Source organism: Brachybacterium sp. AG952, from assembly GCF_004362645.1.
Taxonomy (GTDB): domain Bacteria; phylum Actinomycetota; class Actinomycetes; order Actinomycetales; family Dermabacteraceae; genus Brachybacterium; species Brachybacterium conglomeratum.
In genome coordinates, this window is sequence record NZ_SNXV01000006.1 from 23,225 (window position 1) to 42,386 (window position 19,162).

17 protein-coding genes are annotated in these 19,162 nt (G+C 70.8%); 3 read left to right on the top strand and 14 right to left on the bottom strand.

From position 1 onward, the window contains the following. The first annotated feature begins 75 nt into the window (after positions 1-75). A complete protein-coding gene (locus tag DEU31_RS13880; RefSeq protein WP_010551739.1) occupies positions 76-1,611 on the top strand; it encodes a UDP-N-acetylglucosamine 1-carboxyvinyltransferase in 1,536 nt (511 codons plus the stop codon). 74 nt (positions 1,612-1,685) lie between these two features. Then, on the top strand, positions 1,686-2,303 hold the full coding sequence (locus DEU31_RS13885; RefSeq protein ID WP_010551740.1) for a TetR/AcrR family transcriptional regulator: 618 nt from the start codon (positions 1,686-1,688) through the stop codon (positions 2,301-2,303). On the opposite strand, the gene DEU31_RS13890 is transcribed toward DEU31_RS13885, so the two are convergent. From DEU31_RS13890 to DEU31_RS13955, 14 genes are all read right to left on the bottom strand, one after another. Beyond that, entirely contained in the window at positions 2,293-3,117 is an 825-nt protein-coding gene (locus DEU31_RS13890) for a dipeptide/oligopeptide/nickel ABC transporter ATP-binding protein (protein WP_126985294.1), read from the bottom strand. The two genes, DEU31_RS13885 and DEU31_RS13890, sit on opposite strands and share 11 nt — an antisense overlap. Next, complete coding sequence (locus DEU31_RS13895) at positions 3,114-4,058, bottom strand: ABC transporter ATP-binding protein (RefSeq protein ID WP_133677573.1); 945 nt, start codon at positions 4,056-4,058, stop codon at positions 3,114-3,116. Before DEU31_RS13895 ends, DEU31_RS13890 begins: the two co-directional genes overlap by 4 nt. Beyond that, positions 4,055-5,056 carry an ABC transporter permease gene (locus DEU31_RS13900; RefSeq protein ID WP_133677574.1) on the bottom strand — a complete coding sequence of 334 codons (1,002 nt, stop codon included), beginning with the start codon at positions 5,054-5,056 and terminating at the stop codon, positions 4,055-4,057. Before DEU31_RS13900 ends, DEU31_RS13895 begins: the two co-directional genes overlap by 4 nt. Position 5,057: 1 nt before the next feature. Continuing rightward, a complete protein-coding gene (locus tag DEU31_RS13905; RefSeq protein WP_062950601.1) occupies positions 5,058-6,068 on the bottom strand; it encodes an ABC transporter permease in 1,011 nt (336 codons plus the stop codon). A 7-nt stretch (positions 6,069-6,075) separates the two neighbouring features. After that, positions 6,076-7,896: an ABC transporter substrate-binding protein gene (locus tag DEU31_RS13910; protein WP_133677575.1), complete on the bottom strand. Its 1,821-nt coding sequence runs from the start codon at positions 7,894-7,896 to the stop codon at positions 6,076-6,078. 185 nt (positions 7,897-8,081) lie between these two features. Then, complete coding sequence (locus DEU31_RS13915) at positions 8,082-9,977, bottom strand: FAD/NAD(P)-binding protein (protein WP_010551746.1); 1,896 nt, start codon at positions 9,975-9,977, stop codon at positions 8,082-8,084. Beyond that, positions 9,974-10,828 carry an ABC transporter ATP-binding protein gene (locus DEU31_RS13920; protein WP_010551747.1) on the bottom strand — a complete coding sequence of 285 codons (855 nt, stop codon included), beginning with the start codon at positions 10,826-10,828 and terminating at the stop codon, positions 9,974-9,976. The genes DEU31_RS13915 and DEU31_RS13920 overlap by 4 nt, the downstream gene beginning before the upstream one ends. Further along, on the bottom strand, positions 10,825-11,016 hold the full coding sequence (locus DEU31_RS13925) for an iron chelate uptake ABC transporter family permease subunit (RefSeq protein ID WP_208109993.1): 192 nt from the start codon (positions 11,014-11,016) through the stop codon (positions 10,825-10,827). Before DEU31_RS13925 ends, DEU31_RS13920 begins: the two co-directional genes overlap by 4 nt. A gap of 51 nt (positions 11,017-11,067) precedes the next feature. After that, the gene (locus DEU31_RS13930) at positions 11,068-12,054 is read right to left on the bottom strand and encodes a LacI family DNA-binding transcriptional regulator (protein ID WP_133677576.1); all 987 of its coding nucleotides are present in this window, start codon (positions 12,052-12,054) and stop codon (positions 11,068-11,070) included. A gap of 24 nt (positions 12,055-12,078) precedes the next feature. Continuing rightward, the gene (locus tag DEU31_RS13935) at positions 12,079-13,212 is read right to left on the bottom strand and encodes a Gfo/Idh/MocA family oxidoreductase (RefSeq protein ID WP_133677577.1); all 1,134 of its coding nucleotides are present in this window, start codon (positions 13,210-13,212) and stop codon (positions 12,079-12,081) included. Then, positions 13,209-14,003: a ThuA domain-containing protein gene (locus DEU31_RS13940; RefSeq protein ID WP_133677578.1), complete on the bottom strand. Its 795-nt coding sequence runs from the start codon at positions 14,001-14,003 to the stop codon at positions 13,209-13,211. The genes DEU31_RS13935 and DEU31_RS13940 overlap by 4 nt, the downstream gene beginning before the upstream one ends. Before the next feature lie 49 nt (positions 14,004-14,052). Then, positions 14,053-14,862: a carbohydrate ABC transporter permease gene (locus tag DEU31_RS13945; RefSeq protein ID WP_133677579.1), complete on the bottom strand. Its 810-nt coding sequence runs from the start codon at positions 14,860-14,862 to the stop codon at positions 14,053-14,055. Between the two features lie 5 nt (positions 14,863-14,867). Then, positions 14,868-15,803 carry a sugar ABC transporter permease gene (locus DEU31_RS13950; protein WP_133677580.1) on the bottom strand — a complete coding sequence of 312 codons (936 nt, stop codon included), beginning with the start codon at positions 15,801-15,803 and terminating at the stop codon, positions 14,868-14,870. Between the two features lie 18 nt (positions 15,804-15,821). Continuing rightward, positions 15,822-16,991 carry an extracellular solute-binding protein gene (locus DEU31_RS13955; RefSeq protein ID WP_243733849.1) on the bottom strand — a complete coding sequence of 390 codons (1,170 nt, stop codon included), beginning with the start codon at positions 16,989-16,991 and terminating at the stop codon, positions 15,822-15,824. Between the two features lie 409 nt (positions 16,992-17,400). Between DEU31_RS13955 and DEU31_RS13960 the strand changes: the two genes are divergently transcribed. Further along, positions 17,401-18,951 carry a DUF1846 domain-containing protein gene (locus tag DEU31_RS13960; RefSeq protein ID WP_133677582.1) on the top strand — a complete coding sequence of 517 codons (1,551 nt, stop codon included), beginning with the start codon at positions 17,401-17,403 and terminating at the stop codon, positions 18,949-18,951. Positions 18,952-19,162: the final 211 nt, after the last annotated feature.

Here is a 19,162-nt window from a genome sequence, read left to right on the forward strand (position 1 = left end):
CGGCGCCGGCCGACGTGACCAGGAACGCACCGGCCGCGACCTGCTCGTATCTCATCTATGAGTTACTGTCGGCGCATGACTGAGACCACGGAGTTCCTCCCCCGGATCGGCGCTCTGGTGCGCGACGCGCGCCAGCAGTCCGGTCTCACGCAGGCCCAGCTCGCCACGACCCTCGGCACCAGCCAGAGCGCGATCAACCGCATCGAGAAGGGCCAGCAGAACCTCACCCTGGAGATGATCTCCCGGATCGGCAGGGCCCTGGACTCGGAGATCGTGGGCATGGGCACCTCGGGCCCGAGCCACCTGCGCGTGCACGGCGAGACCACGCTCTCCGGCGCGATCGACGTGAAGAGCTCCAAGAACGCCGGCGTCGCGCTGCTGTGCGCCTCGCTGCTGAACACCGGCACCACCGTGCTGCGCAAGGTCGCCCGCATCGAGGAGGTCAACCGCCTGCTCGAGGTGCTGACCTCCATCGGCGTGAAGGCCACCTGGCTGAACGAGCTGGGCGACCTCGAGCTGCGCGTCCCCGCGACCCTCGACCTCAGCTCGATCGACGAGGGCGCCGCGCGCCGCACCCGCTCGATCATCATGTTCCTGGGACCGCTGCTGCACCGCGCGGGGAAGTTCCAGCTCCCCTACGCCGGGGGCTGCGACCTGGGCACGCGCACCGTCGAGCCCCACATGACGGCGCTGCGCCACTTCGGCCTGGACGTCGTCGCGACCGACCACAACTACCAGGCGACCACCGCCGTCGGCACCGGCCCGACCCGCCCGATCGTGCTCACCGAGCGCGGCGACACCGTCACGGAGAACGCCCTGCTGGCCGCCGCCCTGTACGAGGGCGAGACGATCATCCGCAACGCGAGCCCGAACTACATGGTCCAGGACCTGTGCTTCTTCCTCGAGAAGCTCGGCGTGCGGATCCAGGGCATCGGCACCACCACCCTGGTCGTCCACGGCACCTCCTCGATCTCGACCGACGTCGACTACGCCCCGAGCGAGGACCCGATCGAGGCGATGAGCCTGATCTCCGCCGCGATCGTCACCCGCTCCTCGATCACCGTGCGCCGCGTGCCGATCGAGTTCATGGAGATCGAGCTCGCCCTGCTGGAGGAGATGGGCCTGCGCTACGACCGCTCCGAGGAGTACCTGGCGGAGAACGGGAAGACCCGCCTGGTGGACATCACCACCCATCCCAGCGACCTGCGCGCCCCGGCGGACAAGATCCACCCCATGCCCTTCCCGGGCCTGAACATCGACAACCTGCCCTTCTTCGCCGTGATCGGGGCGACCGCGCAGGGGCAGACGCTGCTGCACGACTGGGTGTACGAGAACCGCGCGATCTACCTCACCGAGCTCACCAAGCTCGGCGCGAACGTGAAGCTCATGGACCCGCACCGCGTGCTCCTCGAGGGGCCCACCCGCTGGTCCGGCGCGGAGCTGGTGTGCCCGCCCGCGCTGCGTCCGGCGGTCGTGATCCTGCTGGCGATGCTCGCCGCGAAGGGCACCTCCGTGCTGCGCAACGTCTACGTCATCAACCGCGGCTACGAGGACCTCGCCGAGCGCCTGAATAAGCTCGGCGCGCGCATCGAGACCTTCCGCGACATCTGAGCGGTCCCTCCCGCGCGGCCGACCGTCCGGTGGGTCGTGCGGGAGCCCGGTCCCGGCCTGGATAGGATCGACGGATGACCAGCGAGGAGAAGCGCGCCCGGCCCGTCATCGGACGGGCCGGCTCGTACGAGAAGGGCGTCGCCCGCCGGCAGGAGATCCTCGAGCGGGCCGCCGAGGTGTTCCGCGAGCGGGGGGCCGACGGCACCTCGCTGCGCCGGATCGCGACGGCGATCGGGGTGTCCCATGCAGCGCTGCTGCACTACTTCGACTCCCGCGAGCAGCTGCTGGTGGCGGTCTACGAGCATGCCGAGGCGAAGCGCGACACCTCGGGCGACGCCGCGGAGTCGGCGGTGGACGTGCTGGTCAAGGCCGCGATGATCAACATCGGCGTGCCCGGCATGGTCGAGCTGTACACGACGCTGGTCGCCTCGGCGCTGGCCGCCGACGGCACGCCCTCGAACGAGTTCTTCACCGACCGCTTCGAGCGCATCCGCACGGAGCTGACCGAGCGCCTGTCCGCAGAACAGGCCGCCGGAACGGTCCGCGACGACGTCGAGCCCGCCGATATGGCGGCCCTCCTCATCGCAGCCTCCGACGGCCTGCAGATCCAGTGGCTGCTCGAGCCCTCGGTCGAGCTCGAGCGCACCCTGGCGACCTTCTCCGTGCTGCTGGCTCCCCCGGCTACGTCCTGAGGCTGCCGCGCAGGTCGGGGACGTCGGAGAGCAGGCGCCGGGTGTACTCGGCCTGCGGTGCGAAGATGACCTCCTCCGTCGACCCGCGCTCGACGACCCTGCCCCGCTCCATCACCGCGACCCGGTCCGCCAGATAGCAGGCCTGGCCGATGTCGTGCGTGATGAACAGGACCGTCAGGCCCAGCTCGCTACGCAGGTCGTGCAGCACGTTCAGCACGTTCACCCGCAGCGTCGCGTCCAGCATGCTGGTCGCCTCGTCGGCCAGCAGCACCTTGGGCCGCATCATCAGCGCCCGCGCGATCATGATGCGCTGGCGCTGTCCGCCGGACATCTGGTGCGGGAACTTGTGGAGCACGTCGCGGGGGCGCATGTCCACGTAGCCCAGGCACTCCTCGATCAGCGCATCGGCCTCGTCGGAGGGGATCCTCGCGAGCGCGAGGCTGCGCCGCAGCAGGGAGCCGACGGTGAAGAACTGGTTGAAGGAGGCGAAGGGGTCCTGGAAGACCGCCTGCACCTCCGACCAGTAGTCCCGCAGTCCCTTCCCGGACAGGGAGGTGACGTCCTGGCCGCGGAACGCGATGGTGCCCGAGGTGACGGGCATCAGACGCAGCAGCATGCGGGCGAGGGTCGACTTGCCCGAGCCCGACTCCCCCACCACGGCGAGCACGCTCGCCTCGGGGAACTCGAGGCTGACGTCGTCGACCGCGACCACGGTGCCGCCGGCGACCGAGAACTCCTTGGTCACGTTCGCGCAGGACAGCAGCACCTCGCGCTCCGTGCGGCTGCGGGTGATCATCTCGGGGGTCTCGATCATCGGGCCCCCACCTCCTTCTCGGGCGCGGGCGCTGCAGGAGCGGCGGGTCCGGCGGCGCCCGCGTCGAGGCCGGCGCGCCGCCTCCCCCGCTCCCAGGTCTCCCGGCTGGGGTCCAGCACCGAGGACAGCAGCGTCCTGGTGTAGTCGTGCTCCGGCTGCTCGACGAGCCGACGGGTGGGTCCGGTCTCGACGATCCGCCCGCCGCTCATGATGGCGAGCCGGTCCGAGACCTGCGAGAGCACGGGGAGGTCGTGCGTCACGAAGACGACGCCCGCCATGATCCGCTGCTCCACCATCGCCAGCAGCATCTCCACCAGCATCCGCTGGCTGGAGACGTCGAGCGCCGAGGTGGGCTCGTCCGCGATCAGCAGCCGGGGGTTCTGCAGCGTGGAGATCACCGTGATCATGCGCTGCTTCATCCCGCCGGAGAGCTGGTGCGCGTAGGAGTCGAGCACCCGCACCGGCATCTCGAGCATCTTCAGCCGGTCCCGGGCGAGGTCGAGCGCCTCGTCCCGGCTCACCCGCGGGTCGTGGGCGCGCATCACGTCGTGCACGAGGCTGCGGATCCGCAGGGTGGGGCTGATGGAGTTCATCGCCCCCTGCGGCAGCATCGACACGGTCCGCCCCCGGTAGGGGCGGTGGCGCTTGAGGTCCGCGACCGAGAGGGTGGAGAGATCGATGCTCTCCCCGTCGATCTCGAGGGCGCCGGACAGGACGTACAGCGGCGGGGTCGCGATCATCGCCAGGGCGTTGCCCAGCGTCGTCTTCCCGCAGCCGGACTCCCCGGCCAGTCCCAGGATCTCCCCCTCGCCGAGCTCGAGGGAGACCCCGTCCACGGCGGTGAAGTCTTTCTCCCCGCCGCCGTAGACGCAGCGGATGTCGTGCGCCCGGGCGAGGATCGCCCGCTCCGCGCGGGCGGGGGCGGCGTCGTCGTGGCTCATGCGAGCTCCTTCCCTCGTGGTGCGCCTGCGGGGCCCTGCACGGTGCGGGCGGTCTGCGCGGCGAGCAGCCTCGCCTCCTCGGCGCGCCTGGCCGCCGCCTGCTTCATCTGCTTGCGCTTGCCGCGGCGCAGGCGCGGGTTGAACACCTCGTCGAGGCTGGACTGCAGGAGCAGGAAGCCGAACGAGACCAGGGTCAGCACGATCGTCGGCGGGAGGAAGGCCCACCAGGCGCCGCCGCCCACGGCCTGGAACGCGAGCGCCCAGTGCAGCTGGATGCCCAGCGAGTTCGCTCCCGACGGGCCGAGGCCCAGCATCGACAGGGAGGACTCGGCGAGGATCGCGCCGGCGACCTGCAGGACGAACGCCATCACCGTGTACGACAGGATGTACGGCAGCACGTCCCGCAGGAGGATGCCGGGCAGGCGTGCCCCGGAGAGCCGGGCCACGTCGATGTGCTCCCTCGTCGCGATCGAGGAGGCCTGGGCGCGGACGGCGCGGGCGGTCCAGGGCCACGAGGTGATGCCGATGACCACCGCGAGCGACCAGATGCTGCTCTGGGGCAGCGAGATCGAGATGAGGATCAGCACGATGATCGAGGGGATCGCGAGGACCACGTTGGTGGCGCCCATGAGGAGCTCCTCGAACCAGCCGCCGATGTAGCCGGCGACCAGGCCGACGATCACCCCGATGACGGTGGCGACGATCCCGGCGACCAGGCCGATGATCAGCGAGGTACGGGTGCCAGCCATGAGCACCGCGAGCACGTCGTGGCCGAAGTTGTCCGATCCGAGCGGGAGACCTGCTCCGGGCGGGTCGTACAGCGAGGCGACCTTCTCCCCGGGCCCGGTGGGATAGACGTAGCCGGCCAGGCCCAGCAGGATCACGCCGACGACGAGGACCAGCGCGATCCAGAACCGTCCCGAGAAGTTCAGGGAGCGGAACGGGTTGCCGCGCGGGACGGGCTTCTCGTCGGCGACGGGGGCGTTGGGTGTGCTCATGTCACTTCTCCCCTGCGCTCGCCGCGCGGATGCGCGGGTCGATGATGCCGTAGGCGATCTCCACCAGGAAGTTCGCCACGAGCACCGCGACGGTGATGATCAGCGTGACCGCCTGGATGACCGGGTAGTCGTTCTGCGTGATCGCGTTGAACAGCAGGGTCCCGACCCCCGGATAGCTGAAGACCAGCTCGGTGATCAGCGCGCCTCCCACGAGGGTGCCGATCGCGAGCGCGAGCCCGGTGATCTGCGGGAGCATCGCGTTGCGGAAGATGTACTGGGTGATCCTGTTGTCTCGGATGCCCATGGCGCGGGCGTAGTTGACGTAGTCGCCGCCCAGCTCGTAGATCGCCATGGAGCGCATGCCCACCGCCTGCCCGCCGATGAACACGACCACCAGCGAGAGGAAGGGCAGCCAGTAGTAGCTCACGGCGTCCCAGAGGAACTCGACGGAGAACTCCGGTGTGAGCCCCAGCGAGTAGGCGCCGCCGACGGGGAAGATCCCCGCCACCACCGCGAACCCGTACAGCAGCAGGATGGAGAGGCAGTAGTACGGCATCGCGGAGAGGAACAGGGCGCTGGTGAAGACGCTGCGGTCCCAGTTCCCGCCGCGGAACGCCGCGATCGCGCCGACCAGGTTGCCGGCGATCCATCCGATCAGCACCGCGGGCAGCTGCACCGCGATCGACCAGGGAAGGGCCTGGCCGATCAGGTCGTTGACCGAGGCCGGGTAGTTGGCGAACGAGGTCCCCAGGTCGCCGGAGAACACCTTGCCGAGGTAGGTCAGGAACTGCTGCCACAGGGGCGCGTCCAGACCGAACTCGGCGACGAAGCCTTCGTAGATCGCCTTCTGCTGCTCGCCGGTGACGGAGCCTCCGCGGGCGAGGTTCGAGACGATGACGTCGACGGGATTGCCCGGGACGAGCCGGGGCAGCAGGAAGTTGAGGCTCACTGCTGCCACCAGCGCGACCAGGTACCAGCCCGACTTGCGGGCGATGTATCGGCCGAGGGTCACGGGACGCTCAGCCGCCGATCTTCTTCAGCTGGAAGATCCATTCGTTGCCGGCGCCGCGGAACATCGGCGGGGCGTAGTCGTTGTCCTCGGCGGGCCAGTTCGACCAGTTGCTCGCGTTGAACTCGAAGAACTCGTCGGGACGGTACATCAGCGGGAAGGCGGGTACCTCGGCGCGGTAGATGTCGTCCAGCGCCGTGAGCGCCTCGAGCTTGGTCGCGTCGTCGGAGGCGGCGGCCGCCGCCTCGAGCAGGTCGTTGACCTCCCCGTTCTCCCATCGGCCGTAGTTGCGGTAGGCGGTCTGGCCGAGCTCCGCCATCTCGACGTTGCTCATCACGTCGCTGAAGCGCTGCCACGGGGTGGAAGGTCCTGTGCCGGCGACGTACCAGCAGGCCATGTCGAAGTCGCCGTTCTGGATGGCGGTCTGGGTCTGCGCCTGCTGGGGGAAGTTCGTGCTGGCGTCCACTCCGATGGCCTGGAGGTTCTTGGCGACGACCTCGAGGGCGGCGTTCCAGTCGGTCCAGCCCTGCGGGGTGATGAGCTTCCAGGGGCCGAGCTTCTGGCCGTCCTTGGCGTAGAAGCCGTCGGCGCCCTTGGCGTAGCCGGCTTCCTGGAGCAGGGACTCGGCCTTCGCGGCGTCGAAGGTCCAGCCGTCGGCGGCGGCCTTGTCGCGGTCCAGCCACTGGTCCTCGGCGCCGTCGGGGATGATCAGCGAGGCGAGCACCTGGGAGGAGTAGCCGCTCATGGCGGTCTCCGCGATCGAGGCGTAGTCCACCGCATGCGCGAGGGCCCGGCGCACGGTGGGATCGTCGAGGCCCGGCTTCGTGGTGTTGATCAGCAGCATCGGCATCGAGCCCGGGGAGAAGTACGGCTTCTCGCGCAGGTAGGTGCCCACCGGCTTGCCGCTCTCCCACATCTTCCAGATCTGGGGGACGAACTGCTGCATCACGTCGAGCTCGCCGTTCTGGAACTTCAGGTTGCCGTCCTCGTTGGACTTGAAGATCGGGTGGATGATCTTCGTCATCGCGGGCAGACCGCCGTAGAAGTCCTTGCCCCAGTACTCCTCGTGGCGGGCGAGGATGATCTGGGTCTGGTCCGCGAGCTCGAGGGTGAAGGGCCCGGTGCCCATGGCCTCGGTGGTCTCCCAGCCGGCGATCTTGTTCCCGGTCTCCTGCGCGGCCTTCTCGAACACCGCCTTGGGGACGATGAACTGGGTGGCCAGGGAGTTCAGCACGGCGCCGACGTTCTTGCGCTCCTTGTTCACCGCGATCGAGATCGTGCTGCCGTCGGCCGTCATCTCGTCGACCTCGGTCCAGAAGGCGGCGACGCCCAGGGAGGGGTCGATCTTGCCGAGCTCGAAGGTGTACAGCACGTCCTCGGCCGTGAACTCGCTGCCGTCGTGCCAGGTGATGCCCTCCTGGAGAGTCAGCGTGATCGACTCGCTGCCGGTGATCTCGTGCGAGGCGGCCAGTCCCGGCAGCAGCTCGCCGGTGACGATGTGGAAGCGCAGCAGCGTCTCGTAGATGTACTGGGCGACGTTCGAGGAGGCCGGCCAGGCCGGAGCGCCGGCGAAGGTGTTGAAGTTGGTGGGCGGGCTCCACTGGAAGCCGGCGATGAACAGCTGGTCGGCGCCTTCGCCCGCACGGCCGGTGCCGGCCTGGCCTCCGTTGCCGACGCCGACGAGCTCCTCGCCGCCGCCTCCTCCCCCTCCTCCGCCGCCGGTGGCGCCGCCGCAGGCGGCGAGGGCCGCCGCGCCGCCGAGCGCGCCGGTGCCGGCGAGGAATCGGCGGCGCGAGGCGCCGGGACGAGGGAATGCTGCAGACTCGGACATGGAAGACCTGCCTCTCGGGAATCGCTCCGCCGTTGGAGCGCCGGATCGCCGTCGATCCGTGCAGGAATTGAACCTCGCCCGACCCGAAAACCTCCACTGGTAGGCGTCACGGTCCTATAACGATCGTGATCTCGGTCACTGCTAGGTGCGGTCGTACGCGCACAACCCTCTCCCGGAACAGGTCCTCAGAGGCGCGCCGACACCCGTGCCCGGGCGATGACCTGCCGCGCCGCGACGTCCGCGCCCGCGAGCAGCGGCGAGGGCACCCCCGGGGCCGCCCCGATCGCGGAGCCCGGCTGGGTGGACTGCGCGGGGATGCCGAGCACCACGACCGCCGGATCGACCTCCCCGTCGGCGGAGACCAGGTTGTGGCCGCCCTCGGCGTCCTCGGCGATCTCCGCGCCGGTCGCCTCCATCGAGTGGGTCTCCACCCCGTCCACGGTGTGGATCCGGGCGCGGCCCGAGTCCAGCAGGGCGCGCAGCAGCGGATCGTCCGTGTCCGGGACCTTCCCTTTGGACATCCGCGTCTCGAGCAGCACCTCGGAGGAGACCTCCCGGCCGGTCACGGCGGAGGAGGCGCGGAAGAGCCCCGCGTCCTCGTCGGCCTCGACCGCGGTGCCGGGTCCGAGCAGCTCGACCACCCCTGCCTCCAGCAGCGCCAGCACCAGGCGCACCCGCTCCGCCGGCGGGCCCGAGGCGAGGGCGAGCGAGTCGCCGTCGAACCATCCCAGCACGTCTCGGGCCAGCGAGACGCCCGTGAAGGCGCCGCGGGCGGTGAGGCGACCGACCTCACGCCGCAGCGCCCCCATCGCCCCGTTGACCGCGGCGCGGGGGTGGCGCCAGGGATCGGACATGGAGCCGAGCTCGTCGCGGATCAGACGGCGCACCAGGCGGGCCCAGCCGTCCGGGCCGACCTCCTCGCCGCGGGTGGGCCGATGCAGCTCCTCGAGGGCCCAGGTCCACTCCTCCTCACCGATCGAGGCCTCGAGCACCGCGTCGATCTCCTCGACGGTCGAAGCGGCCTCGAGCCCGGCGAGCCAGTCGCCGCCGACGGCCTGCGGGCGCAGCTCGCCCAGCGCCTCGAGGTAGGCGCGGGCGAACTCGCGGCCGAGCACCGGCCACACCTCGTCGGCGAAGTCGATGCCGCCGCGGGCGGCGAGGGCCGTGAACCACTCCGGGGTCGCCCAGCGCGGCACGAAGGGGCGCACGGAGCGCCCACCTTCGGGCTTGGAGCGGTAGGGGACACCGCGCCGCGAGCCGACCAGCAGACGCGGCTCTCGGCCGCTGGGCAGATAGCGCAGACGGCCGTGCAAATCGCCCTCAACGGGCTCGAACTCGCCGCCCCACTCCTCGGCCAGCTGTCCGAGGACGTCGAAGAGGTTCGCGCCGAGCCCGCGCACCAGCACGTCCTGCCCCGCGGGGAGGCCCGTGAAGTCGCGCTCCGCCGGCATGCCGGGCTCGACGTAGCGCAGGCCGTGACGTGCGGCGAAGCCCGCCAGCTCCTCCACCTCGCGGCTCCGCCGCCCCTGCACCATCCCCTGGGCGAGGACGACGGCGGGCGCGCTCAGCCGGCGACCGTCCTCGAGCACGACGGTGCGCTCCGCGCCCGTGCCCTCGAGGTCGACGGCGCGGCCGAGGACCTCGGTGAGCTCGACGGCGCCCGTCGCCGCGGCGGCCTCGAGCTGGTCGCGGTAGTAGACGCCCTGCAGGCGCCGGGTGGGGAAGGTGGCGCCGGTCAGCGCCGACGCCTCCTCCACCGCCCAATCCCCCGCCGGGTGCGCGCCCTCGGCCCGGACCCGCCGCGCCCAGTCCACGAGATCGGGCCCCGGGGCGGGCGGGCCGCTCATGCGGGTCGAGTCGTCGGGGTGGACGGTCGTCGCGTCGGCCTGGGTGTTGTTGAGGTACGCCGCCGGCTGGTCGAGGCGCCAGGTCGCGCCGGGCCCGATCGCGAGGGCGTCGAGGAGCGCGACGCGCAGCGGCGCGGCTCCCTCGGCGCGGACGCGCGCGACCAGGCGCAGCACGGTGGCGACGCCGCGGGGGCCGCCGCCGACGATCACCGCGTCGAAGTGCTCCGGGCTCATCGGGGCACGGCGGCGACGGCGTCGGCGCGGATCCCGCCGTGCTCGTCGAGCTCGACCAGGCGCGCGCCGGTGCGGGTGAATCCGGCCGCGTCGACCCGGGGGCGCACCTCGACCGCGCCCTCGCGCGCGTCGACCTCCACGTCGACCTCGTACACGCTGCGCAGCACAGGGACCCGGAGCGCCTCCGCGGGGCTGCCGTCGGCGACCAGACGGCCGCCGTGGAGCACGACGATCTGGTCGCAGTAGCGCGCGGCGTGGTTGAGGTCGTGGATCGCGATGAGCGCGCTGATCCCCTCCTCGCGGGTGATCTGACGGACCAGCTGGAGCGTCTCGATCTGGTAGCGGAGGTCGAGGGCGCTGGTGGGCTCGTCCAGGAGCAGCACACGGGTGTCCTGGGCGAGGGCGCGGGCGATCAGGGCGCGCTGCGCCTGCCCGCCGGAGAGCTCGGACATGGAGCGCTCGGCGAGGTCGCCGAGGCCCATCCGGGCGATCGCGTCCTCGACCTTCGCGCGGTCCTCGGCGCGCGGGGCGATCCCGAAGTGCGGGGTGCGGCCGAGCATGACGGCCTCCCGCACGGTGAGGTCGAAGGGCGCGTCCCCGGCCTGAGGCACGTAGCCGACGACTCTCGCGAGCTCGCGGCGGCCGAGGGAGGAGGTCTCGCGTCCCTCGACGGTGACGGTGCCGGACTTCGCGCGGTGCACTCCCGCGATGGCCTTGACCAGGGTGGACTTGCCGGAGCCGTTCGGTCCGAGCAGCGCGCAGAACGCTCCGGGCGCGACCTCGAAGGTGACGTCCTCGAGGATCCTGCGCGGGCCGTAGGAGAAGGACAGGTGCTGGACGGAGAGGCTCACTTCAGGGTGTTCCTTCGCGTGAGGATGAGGTAGATGAACACGGGCCCGCCGATGAAGGCGACCACGATGCCGACGGGCACGACGGCCGGGGCGATCACGGTGCGGCCGACGGCGTCGGCGACCAGGAGCAGCAGCCCGCCCGAGAGCGCCGCGAAAGGAAGGCATATGCAGAGCTTAAGGGTGCCCAAAGGGTGAGTTCTCGCCGGGGAGCTGTGCGTCGGCTCACCCCGCCGGAGCGCTCAGCCCTCGAGCCAGCGCGGCTCGACGAGGGTGATCCGGGGGCTCGCGCCCTCGGTGCGCAGAAGGCGCACGAGCTCGGCGACCGCGAGCTCGCTGATCTCGATCCGACGCGGGTCGACCTGCGGGACGGACGCCAGCAGCGGGCTGACGCCCGAGAGCTCCGAGCCGCTCAGCGCGATGAGCAGCCGGGTGTCGTCCACCAGCGCCCCGGTCGCGGCCATGGCGAAGAGCACCTGGCGGACCCCGGTGATGCCGAAGAGCGCGGTGCGCTGGCCCGGCAGGGTCAGGCGCAGGGCGCGCTCGGGTGCCTCGGCGAGCGCGCCCGCGTCCAGGACGATCTCGAGCGGGGCGTCCTGCGCTCTCTGCTCCACGCCGGCGAGGAAGCGGGCCACGTCGTTGCGGGCGCGCTTGCGCCCGGGCGCCCCGAAGAGCAGCAGACGGTTGCACCCCTCCTCGAGGGCCCGCTCGACGACCATCCGGCCGAGCATCTCGAAGTCGAGGTCGACCACTGAGCCCTGCGGGAACTCCTCGGGCTTGCCGATCGTGACGAAGGGGAGGCCGGACTCGATCACGGGCGCGATGCGCTCGTCGATGCGGTCCAGCTCCATCAGGATCAGTCCCTCGCACACCCCGGTGCTCGTCACGCGGCGGATCCCGTCGGCGCCCTCCTGGGCGGTGACCAGGAGGATGTCGTAGCTGTGCCGTCGAGCTTCGCGGGCGATGGTGGCGACGAAGGTCATCAGCACCCCGTCGTCGCCGTCGGCCTCGGGGACCATCAGGCCGATCACGCCGCTGCGGCGGGATCGGAGGGTGCGGGCGCCGGAGTTGGGGTGGTAGCCGAGCTTCGCGATCGCGTCCTCGACCCGTGCCCGGGTCGACTCGGAGATCGGCCGCGAGCCGGTGAGCACGTAGCTCACCGTGGACTGGGAGACCCCGGCGAGGCGGGCGACGTCCTGGCTCGTCGGAGCCTTCTTCCTCGTCGGCACGGCCGTCCCCTTCCCCGGTGCCGGTCACCTCGCGCCGAGCCCCGAGGCACCAGTCTTCCACGCCTGCAGCGCCCGGCTGCGGCCGTCCGCCGAATCGAGCTCCCGCGCCTCGAGGAGCGCCTCGTCGAGCAGGTCGGCGAGGAGCACGCGGCCGCCGGTGTCGGCGGCGCGCACGGCCGCCTCGACGATCGCCTGAGTCCACACGTTGCGGTGCACCTCGGAGCCGGGCACGGGCCCTCCGCGCAGCGCGGCGCAGAACTCGGCGAGGGAGGCGTCGAGCTCCCAGCGCTCCCGGGGCCCGGGGGCGCGGCCGGGGACGGGGTCGCCGCCGGCCGGGTGGGCCGTCGGCGGCGTCTCCCCGTCCCAGCGGACGGACCCGCCCTCGCAGTGCAGCGCCCACTCGCCGTTCCAGCTGGTCTCGTCCCCCGGCGAGCACCAGGAGCCGGAGTAGGAGTGCACGGCGCCGGTGTCGTAGGCGATGGCGACGGTCGCGGCGGCGTCCCCGGCGTACCAGCTCCATCCCGGGTTGTAGGAGGTCGCGGTGACCGAGACGGGCGTTCCGGCCAGCAGCACGCGTCCGGCGTCGAAGGCGTGGATGGCCATGTCGACCAGGAGCGGGTGCTCCATCTCGTCACGAAAGCCGCCGAAGCGGGGCGCCTTCGCGAAACGGGTGTCGACGATCCCCGCCCCGCCGAGGCCGTCGGCGAGACGCCGCGCCTCGTGGAGGTGGGGGTTGTTCCGACGGGACTGGGAGACCATGAACAGCCTTCCGGTCTCCTCGGCGTGGCCGGCGAGGGAGACGGCCTCCGCGAGGGTCGCCGCGCACGGCTTCTCCCCCAGCACGGGATAGCCCGCGTGCAGGGCGTCGGCGGTGACCTGGTGGTGGGCGGCGGGGATCGTCACGTCGATCACCGCCTCGGCGCCCGAGCGCGCGGCGACCTCGAGCAGCTCGGTGCCGGTCGCGACCTCGGGCTGCTCGTGCTCGGGCACGAGATCCTGCACGGCGCGCTGCGCGGCCCCGTCCACGACGTCCACGACGCCGACGAGGCACGCGGCATCGCTGGCCAGCACGGTGCGGATCCAGGCCCGCCCCATCCCTCCGGCGCCGACGACGAGCACCGGAACGGTCACCGGCCTCCCCTGCGTCACGGCGCTCATGCGTCCTTCCCCGCGGCCTCGGCGTCGCCGACACCCTGCCCGGTCGCGCCGGTGAGGAACCAGTCGGTCTCGAAGCGGTCCAGGAAGGGCGCCTCGCGATCGGCGACGGCGGGGCGGGCCCAGCGCACGCCGTTTGCGATCACGCGGCGCACGTCGCGGTGGTGGTAGACGGGATAGTCCTGGTCCCCCGGGGAGAAGTAGAAGATCTTCCCCTTGCCGCGCCGGAAGGTGCAGCCGGAGCGGAACACCTCTCCCCCGCTGAAGGAGGAGACGAAGATCAGCTCGTCGGGGACGGGGATGTCGAAGTGCTCCCCGTACATCTCCTGCTCGTCGATGACGATCGGGTGCGGGACGCCCTCGGCGATCGGGTGCGAGGGGTTCACGGTCCATACCAGCTCCCGGTCTGCCTCGTTGCGCCAGCGCAGCGTGCAGGTGGTGCCCATCAGTCGGGTGAAGGGCTTGGACCAGTGGCCCGAGTGCAGGACCACCAGGCCCATCCCGGACAGGACGTGGCGCTGGACCCGCTCGGCGACCTCGTCGGAGACCTCGCCGTGGGCCATGTGCCCCCACCAGGTGAGCACGTCGGTGCGGGCGAGCACCTCCTCGCTCAGCCCGTGCTCGGGGTCGTCGAGCAGGGCGACGGAGGTGGTGACGTCCTCGCCGAGGTTCTCCACGATCCCGTCGCGGATCGCGGAGTGCATCCCCTCGGGATAGTGCTCGCGCACGCGCTGGTCGCGCTGCTCGTGGCGGTTCTCGCCCCAGACGGTGACGCGGAGGGGGGTGGTGGTCATGGTGCGGGTCCTTTCGGGACGGGGTGCGGTGGTCATGGGTGAGCGACGCTCATTTCACGGCGCCGCCGGTGGCCCCGGCGGCGATGTACTTCTGGGCGATGATCATGAGGATCACCGCGGGCAGGGAGGACAGGACCGCCGTGGACATCACGGCGCTCCAGTCGGTGTCGTTGGTGCCGATGTAGGTGTACAGGCCCAGCGTGACGGGCCGGATGGTCTCCCCCGTGGTGAGGGTCAGCGCCATCAGGAAGTCGCTCCACGCGAAGAGGAACGAGAAGATCGCAGCGGTGACCAGGGAGTTCTTCGACACCGGCAGGACGATCGACCAGAAGGCCCGCACATGCCCGCAGCCGTCCACGCGGGCCGCCTCGACGATCGAGGACGGGAAGCTCTCCAGATAGGCCCGCATGATCAGGATGGCGAAGGGGATGCCCTGGGAGGCGTCGGCCAGGATCAGTCCGGGGATCGAGTTGATCAGCCCCAGCGGGGAGTAGGCGGTGTACAGCGCGTTCGCGATCACGATCCCCGGGATCATCTGGCTGATCAGCACGAAGAACACCAGCACGCCGGTGCCGCGGATGTTCAGCTGCGCGAGGGCATACGCGCAGGGCGCGGCGATCACGACCGACAGCAGGCAGGCGCCGACGGCGACGATCAGAGAGGTGAGGAGGTTCTGTCCTTGGTCGGCGATCGCCCGTGAGTAGCCCGAGAAGTCCGGGTCCAGCGGGAACCACTGGGTGTTCAGGGCGTTGCCCGCAGGGGCGAGCGAGGCGTTGACCATCCAGTAGACGGGGAACAGCATGACGGCGACCAGCACGATGCCGATCACGGTGTGCAGGGCGGGGTGAGAGGTCCTCATCGGGGTCATCCCTTCTTCGCCGCGCGGGCATTGGCGCGCAGGTAGACGATCGCGAAGGCGAGGGCGATGACGATCAGGATGTTGCTGAGCGCTGCGCCCTGGCCGAAATCGAACTCGACGAAGCTCATCTCGTAGCTTCGGGTGGCGAGGGTCTGGGTGGCGTTGGCCGGTCCGCCTCCGGTCAGGCCGATGATCAGGTCGAGCACCTTGAGGGTGTAGATCACCCCGAGCAGCAGCACGACCGAGACCACCGGGCGCAGCATCGGCAGGGTGATGTACCGGAAGGCCTTCCACCCCGTCGCCCCATCGAGCGCCCCGGCCTCGTAGAGCTCCTCGGGGATGGACTGGAGCCCGCTGTACAGCAGCACGACGTTGAAGGGAATGCCCAGCCAGATGTTCACCCCGATCACTGCGATCAGTGCGGTGTCGGAGCTGACCAGCCACGGGATCGGCTCGGAGATCAGTCCGACGTTCTCGAGGAAGCGGTTGAGCACGCCGTTGTCCTGCTCGAGGATCCACCGCCACACGGCGGCGGAGACGATCATCGGCAGCAGCCAGGGGAGCAGGAGCAGGGAGCGGAGGAACCCGGAGAGCGGGAACCTCTTGCGGAAGTACAGCGCCAGGCCCATCCCGAGCACGAACTGCCCGAGGATCGAGCCGACGGTGAACAGTCCGGTGTTGCGCAGCGCCCGGAGGAAGATCGGGTCGGTGAGGGTCTCGGCGTAGTTCTCCAGGCCGATGAACGGCGCGCTGCCGTTGAAGAAGGTCGCGAAGTCGTAGGCCTGGAAGCTCATCACGAGGTTCTTCACGATGGGGAATCCGAAGAACGCGAGCATGTAGAGCACCGCGGGCACGATGAATCCGATGCGGACCAGGAGGTCGCGGCGTCGTGCGGCGTCCCGGCCGGGGCGCGGGATGTCGGTGGTGGTGGTGGTGGTCATCTCGGTCGTCCTCCTCTCTCAGCTCACGGTCCGTGCGGCCTCGTCGAAGGCCTCTGCCGGGTCGACGCCGTCGACGAGCACGCGCTGGTTCGCGGTGTAGATGGCCTTGGCCGTGGTGGGCCAGTCGGGCCCGAGCTGCGCGGTGCGGGCGCGCGCGGTCGAGACCTGCTCGACGAAGGTGCCGAGGTCGGGGTTCTCCGCGGCGAAGCGCTCGGCCGTCGCGGCGTGGCCGGGGATGGTCGATCGCTCCTGGCCCATGAAGAGCTGGTGCTCCGGGGCGACGAAGGCCTTCAGGAGCTCGGCGGCGCGGGCCTGCTTCTCCTCGTCGCCGGTGATCGGGACGGTCCACACCTCCCCGCCGAGCGGCGCGATCGACGCATCGCCCGCGGAGGGGACCGGGAGTGTCGCCACGCCCCAGTCGAGATCCGGGGTGTCGGCGCGCAGGCCGGCGATGTTCCAGGGTCCGTTGACGACCATCGCGGCGTTCCCGGCCTTGAACTGGTCGATCGCATCGCCCTGCCCCCAGTTCACGACGGAGCGGGATGCGACGCCGTCGCGGACGAGGTCCGCCCACAGCTGGGAGGCGCCGAGGACCCCGTCGCCGCGCAGGTCGGTCTCGTCGCCGCCGTTGGACCACATGAAGGGCATGAACTGGAAGGTGCCCTCGTAGCTGGCGATCGCGGAGAAGGCGATCCCGTAACGGTCCGAGGTCGTCAGCTCCGCGGCCGCCGAGCGCAGCTCGTCCCAGGTCCGGGGCGGCTCGAGCCCCACCTCGTCCAGGGCGGCGATGTCGTAGAACAGCGCGATGGTGTTGACGGTGGGGGCGATTCCGTAGAGGGTCCCCTGGTGCATGCCGAGGTCCGCGACCGCGGGGGTGAACCCGTCGGTGGTGATGCCGTGCGGCTCGAGCGGGGCGAGCGCGCCCGAGGCGGCCACCTGCTGCACGTTGGGGTTGTCGAGCATCAGGAGGTCCGGCATGGTGCGCGAGGACCCCATCTGGAGGACCTTCGCCACGAGCTGGTCGCCGGGGACCCGCTCGCGGGAGAAGCTCAGCCCGAGGTCCGCCGCGCACGACTCGAAGGTGCCCTCGATCGCGACGTCGTCGGCCGGGGTGTTGTAGTAGTCGACGATTCGGATCTCCTGCGTTCCGGTGCCGCGGGAGCCCTGCCCGCAGCCGCCGAGCGCCATCAGGGCCGGGGCCGCGAGGGCTGCGGCACCGAGGGCGCGCCGACTCGGCCGAGGGCGCGTCGGTCTCGCTGACGAGGACGTCATCATCCTTCTCTCTTCTCTGCGTCGACGGCACCGCGCCCATCTTATCGATACGAATCGACACGACCAGCGGATCGTCGATCGGGTGATAGCGGGGAGGTGCCGAGGTCTTCGCCCGCACGCTCGACGGTGAGAGGTGCGCGGCAGGGGCCACCATCATCACCGCGTGTGGCGCCGATTGCAAGCTTTTCATCGATTCGAATCGATGTCGACTCCGGTCGGACCTCATGACCTGCGACCCGACGCGCCCGTGCTCTCGACCACCTGGCGCTCCCGGAAGGCCCCCCGGGACCGTCCGCGTCGGGCCCCGCGGTGCTAGCGTGCCGGGGTGACCGCTTCGGACCCCCGCTCCCCTGCCTCGCCCACCCCCTCCTCCCCCGAGGACCCCGGCGCACGGATCGGGTTCGATCGCGAGAAGTACATCGAGCTGCAGTCCCGCCACATCCAGCAGCGCCGCGAGGAGATCGGCGGGAAGCTCTACCTCGAGATGGGCGGCAAGCTCTTCGACGACCACCACGCCTCCCGGGTGCTGCCCGGCTTCACGCCGGACAACAAGATCGCGATGCTCGAGCGGCTGCGGGACGAGCTCGAGATCCTCGTGTGCCTGAACGCGAAGGACCTCGAACGCCAGAAGGTCCGCGCGGATCTGGGCATCACCTACGAGGACGACGTGCTGCGGCTGATCGACGTCTTCCGCGAGCGCGGCTTCCTGGTCGAGAACGTGGTCCTCACCCAGCTCGAGGAGAAGAACCACATCGCCCACGCCTTCATCGAGCGCCTGCAGCGCCTGGGCCTCACCGTCGCACGCCACGGGGTCATCCCCGGCTATCCGCAGGACACCGCCCGGATCGTCTCGGAGCAGGGCTTCGGCGCGAACGAGTACACGATCACCAGCCGCGACCTCATCGTGGTCACCGCGCCCGGCCCGGGCTCGGGCAAGCTCGCCACCTGCCTCTCGCAGATCTACCACGACCACCAGCGCGGCATCCCCTCGGGCTACGCGAAGTTCGAGACCTTCCCGATCTGGGACCTGCCGCTCGAGCACCCGGTCAACCTCGCCTACGAGTCGGCGACGGCGGATCTCGACGACCTGAACCTCATCGACCCCTTCCACCTCGCCGCCTACGGCGCCCAGGTCACGAGCTACAACCGGGACGTCGAGGTCTTCCCGCTGCTGCGCACCCTGCTCGAGAAGCTCACGGGCTCGTCCCCCTACGCCTCCCCCACCGACATGGGCGTGAACCTCGCCGGATCCTGCATCACGGGCGACGAGGTCTGCCGGGAAGCGGCGCGCCAGGAGATCATCCGCCGCTACTACAAGGCGCTCATGCACGAGCGGATCCAGGACGAGGACGACGTCGTCTCGCAGCGGATCGGGATGGTGATGTCGAAGGCCGGCTGCTCGCCGAGCGACCGCTCGGTCGTCGAGCCGGCGCTCGCGGTCGAGGCGCGCACCGGGGAACCGGGTGCCGCGATCGAGCTGGCCGACGGCACGATCGTCACCGGCAAGACCTCTGCCCTGCTCGGCTGCTCGGCGGCGATGCTGCTGAACGCCCTGAAGCATCTGGCAGGGCTGGACGATGCGGTGCAGCTGCTCTCCCCCTCCTCGATCGAGCCGATCCAGACCCTGAAGACGGAGCACCTCGGCTCGCGCAATCCGCGCCTGCACACCGATGAGGTGCTGATCGCCCTGTCGGTCTCCGCCTCGAGCGACGAGAACGCGCGCCGCGCGGTGGATCAGCTGCGCAGCCTGGCCGGCTGCGACGTGCACACCACCACGATCCTCGGGACGGTGGACGAGGACATCTTCCGCAACCTCGGCATCTCGGTGACCTCCGAGCCGCGCTTCCTGCGCAAGGCGCTCTACCACAAGCGCTGAGCGACGCGCCGCTCCCCCTCGCCCTTGCGCCGCATCGGGCGAATCGGTCCAATGGCGACCGGCCCCACTCGCCGGGGAGACCGAGGCGGGTGCAGCGGTCGGTCGACGAGGGCGCCCGCGAGGAGGTCGTCGCGGAGACCGTCACCTTCGCCGGGGGTTGACCGGTCACCGCCGGCTCCGGGGAGGGTCTGCTAGCGTCCGCGCGCGCCCA

Coding starts and splice junctions, on each gene's coding strand:
- DEU31_RS13880 (WP_010551739.1), top strand. CDS start 76: ATGACTGAGACCACGGAGTTCCTCCCCCGGATCGGCGCTCTGGTGCGC.
- DEU31_RS13885 (WP_010551740.1), top strand. CDS start 1,686: ATGACCAGCGAGGAGAAGCGCGCCCGGCCCGTCATCGGACGGGCCGGC.
- DEU31_RS13890 (WP_126985294.1), bottom strand. CDS start 3,117: ATGATCGAGACCCCCGAGATGATCACCCGCAGCCGCACGGAGCGCGAG.
- DEU31_RS13895 (WP_133677573.1), bottom strand. CDS start 4,058: ATGAGCCACGACGACGCCGCCCCCGCCCGCGCGGAGCGGGCGATCCTC.
- DEU31_RS13900 (WP_133677574.1), bottom strand. CDS start 5,056: ATGAGCACACCCAACGCCCCCGTCGCCGACGAGAAGCCCGTCCCGCGC.
- DEU31_RS13910 (WP_133677575.1), bottom strand. CDS start 7,896: ATGTCCGAGTCTGCAGCATTCCCTCGTCCCGGCGCCTCGCGCCGCCGA.
- DEU31_RS13915 (WP_010551746.1), bottom strand. CDS start 9,977: ATGAGCCCGGAGCACTTCGACGCGGTGATCGTCGGCGGCGGCCCCCGC.
- DEU31_RS13935 (WP_133677577.1), bottom strand. CDS start 13,212: ATGAGCGCCGTGACGCAGGGGAGGCCGGTGACCGTTCCGGTGCTCGTC.
- DEU31_RS13940 (WP_133677578.1), bottom strand. CDS start 14,003: ATGACCACCACCCCCCTCCGCGTCACCGTCTGGGGCGAGAACCGCCAC.
- DEU31_RS13945 (WP_133677579.1), bottom strand. CDS start 14,862: ATGAGGACCTCTCACCCCGCCCTGCACACCGTGATCGGCATCGTGCTG.
- DEU31_RS13950 (WP_133677580.1), bottom strand. CDS start 15,803: ATGACCACCACCACCACCACCGACATCCCGCGCCCCGGCCGGGACGCC.
- DEU31_RS13955 (WP_243733849.1), bottom strand. CDS start 16,991: ATGGCGCTCGGCGGCTGCGGGCAGGGCTCCCGCGGCACCGGAACGCAG.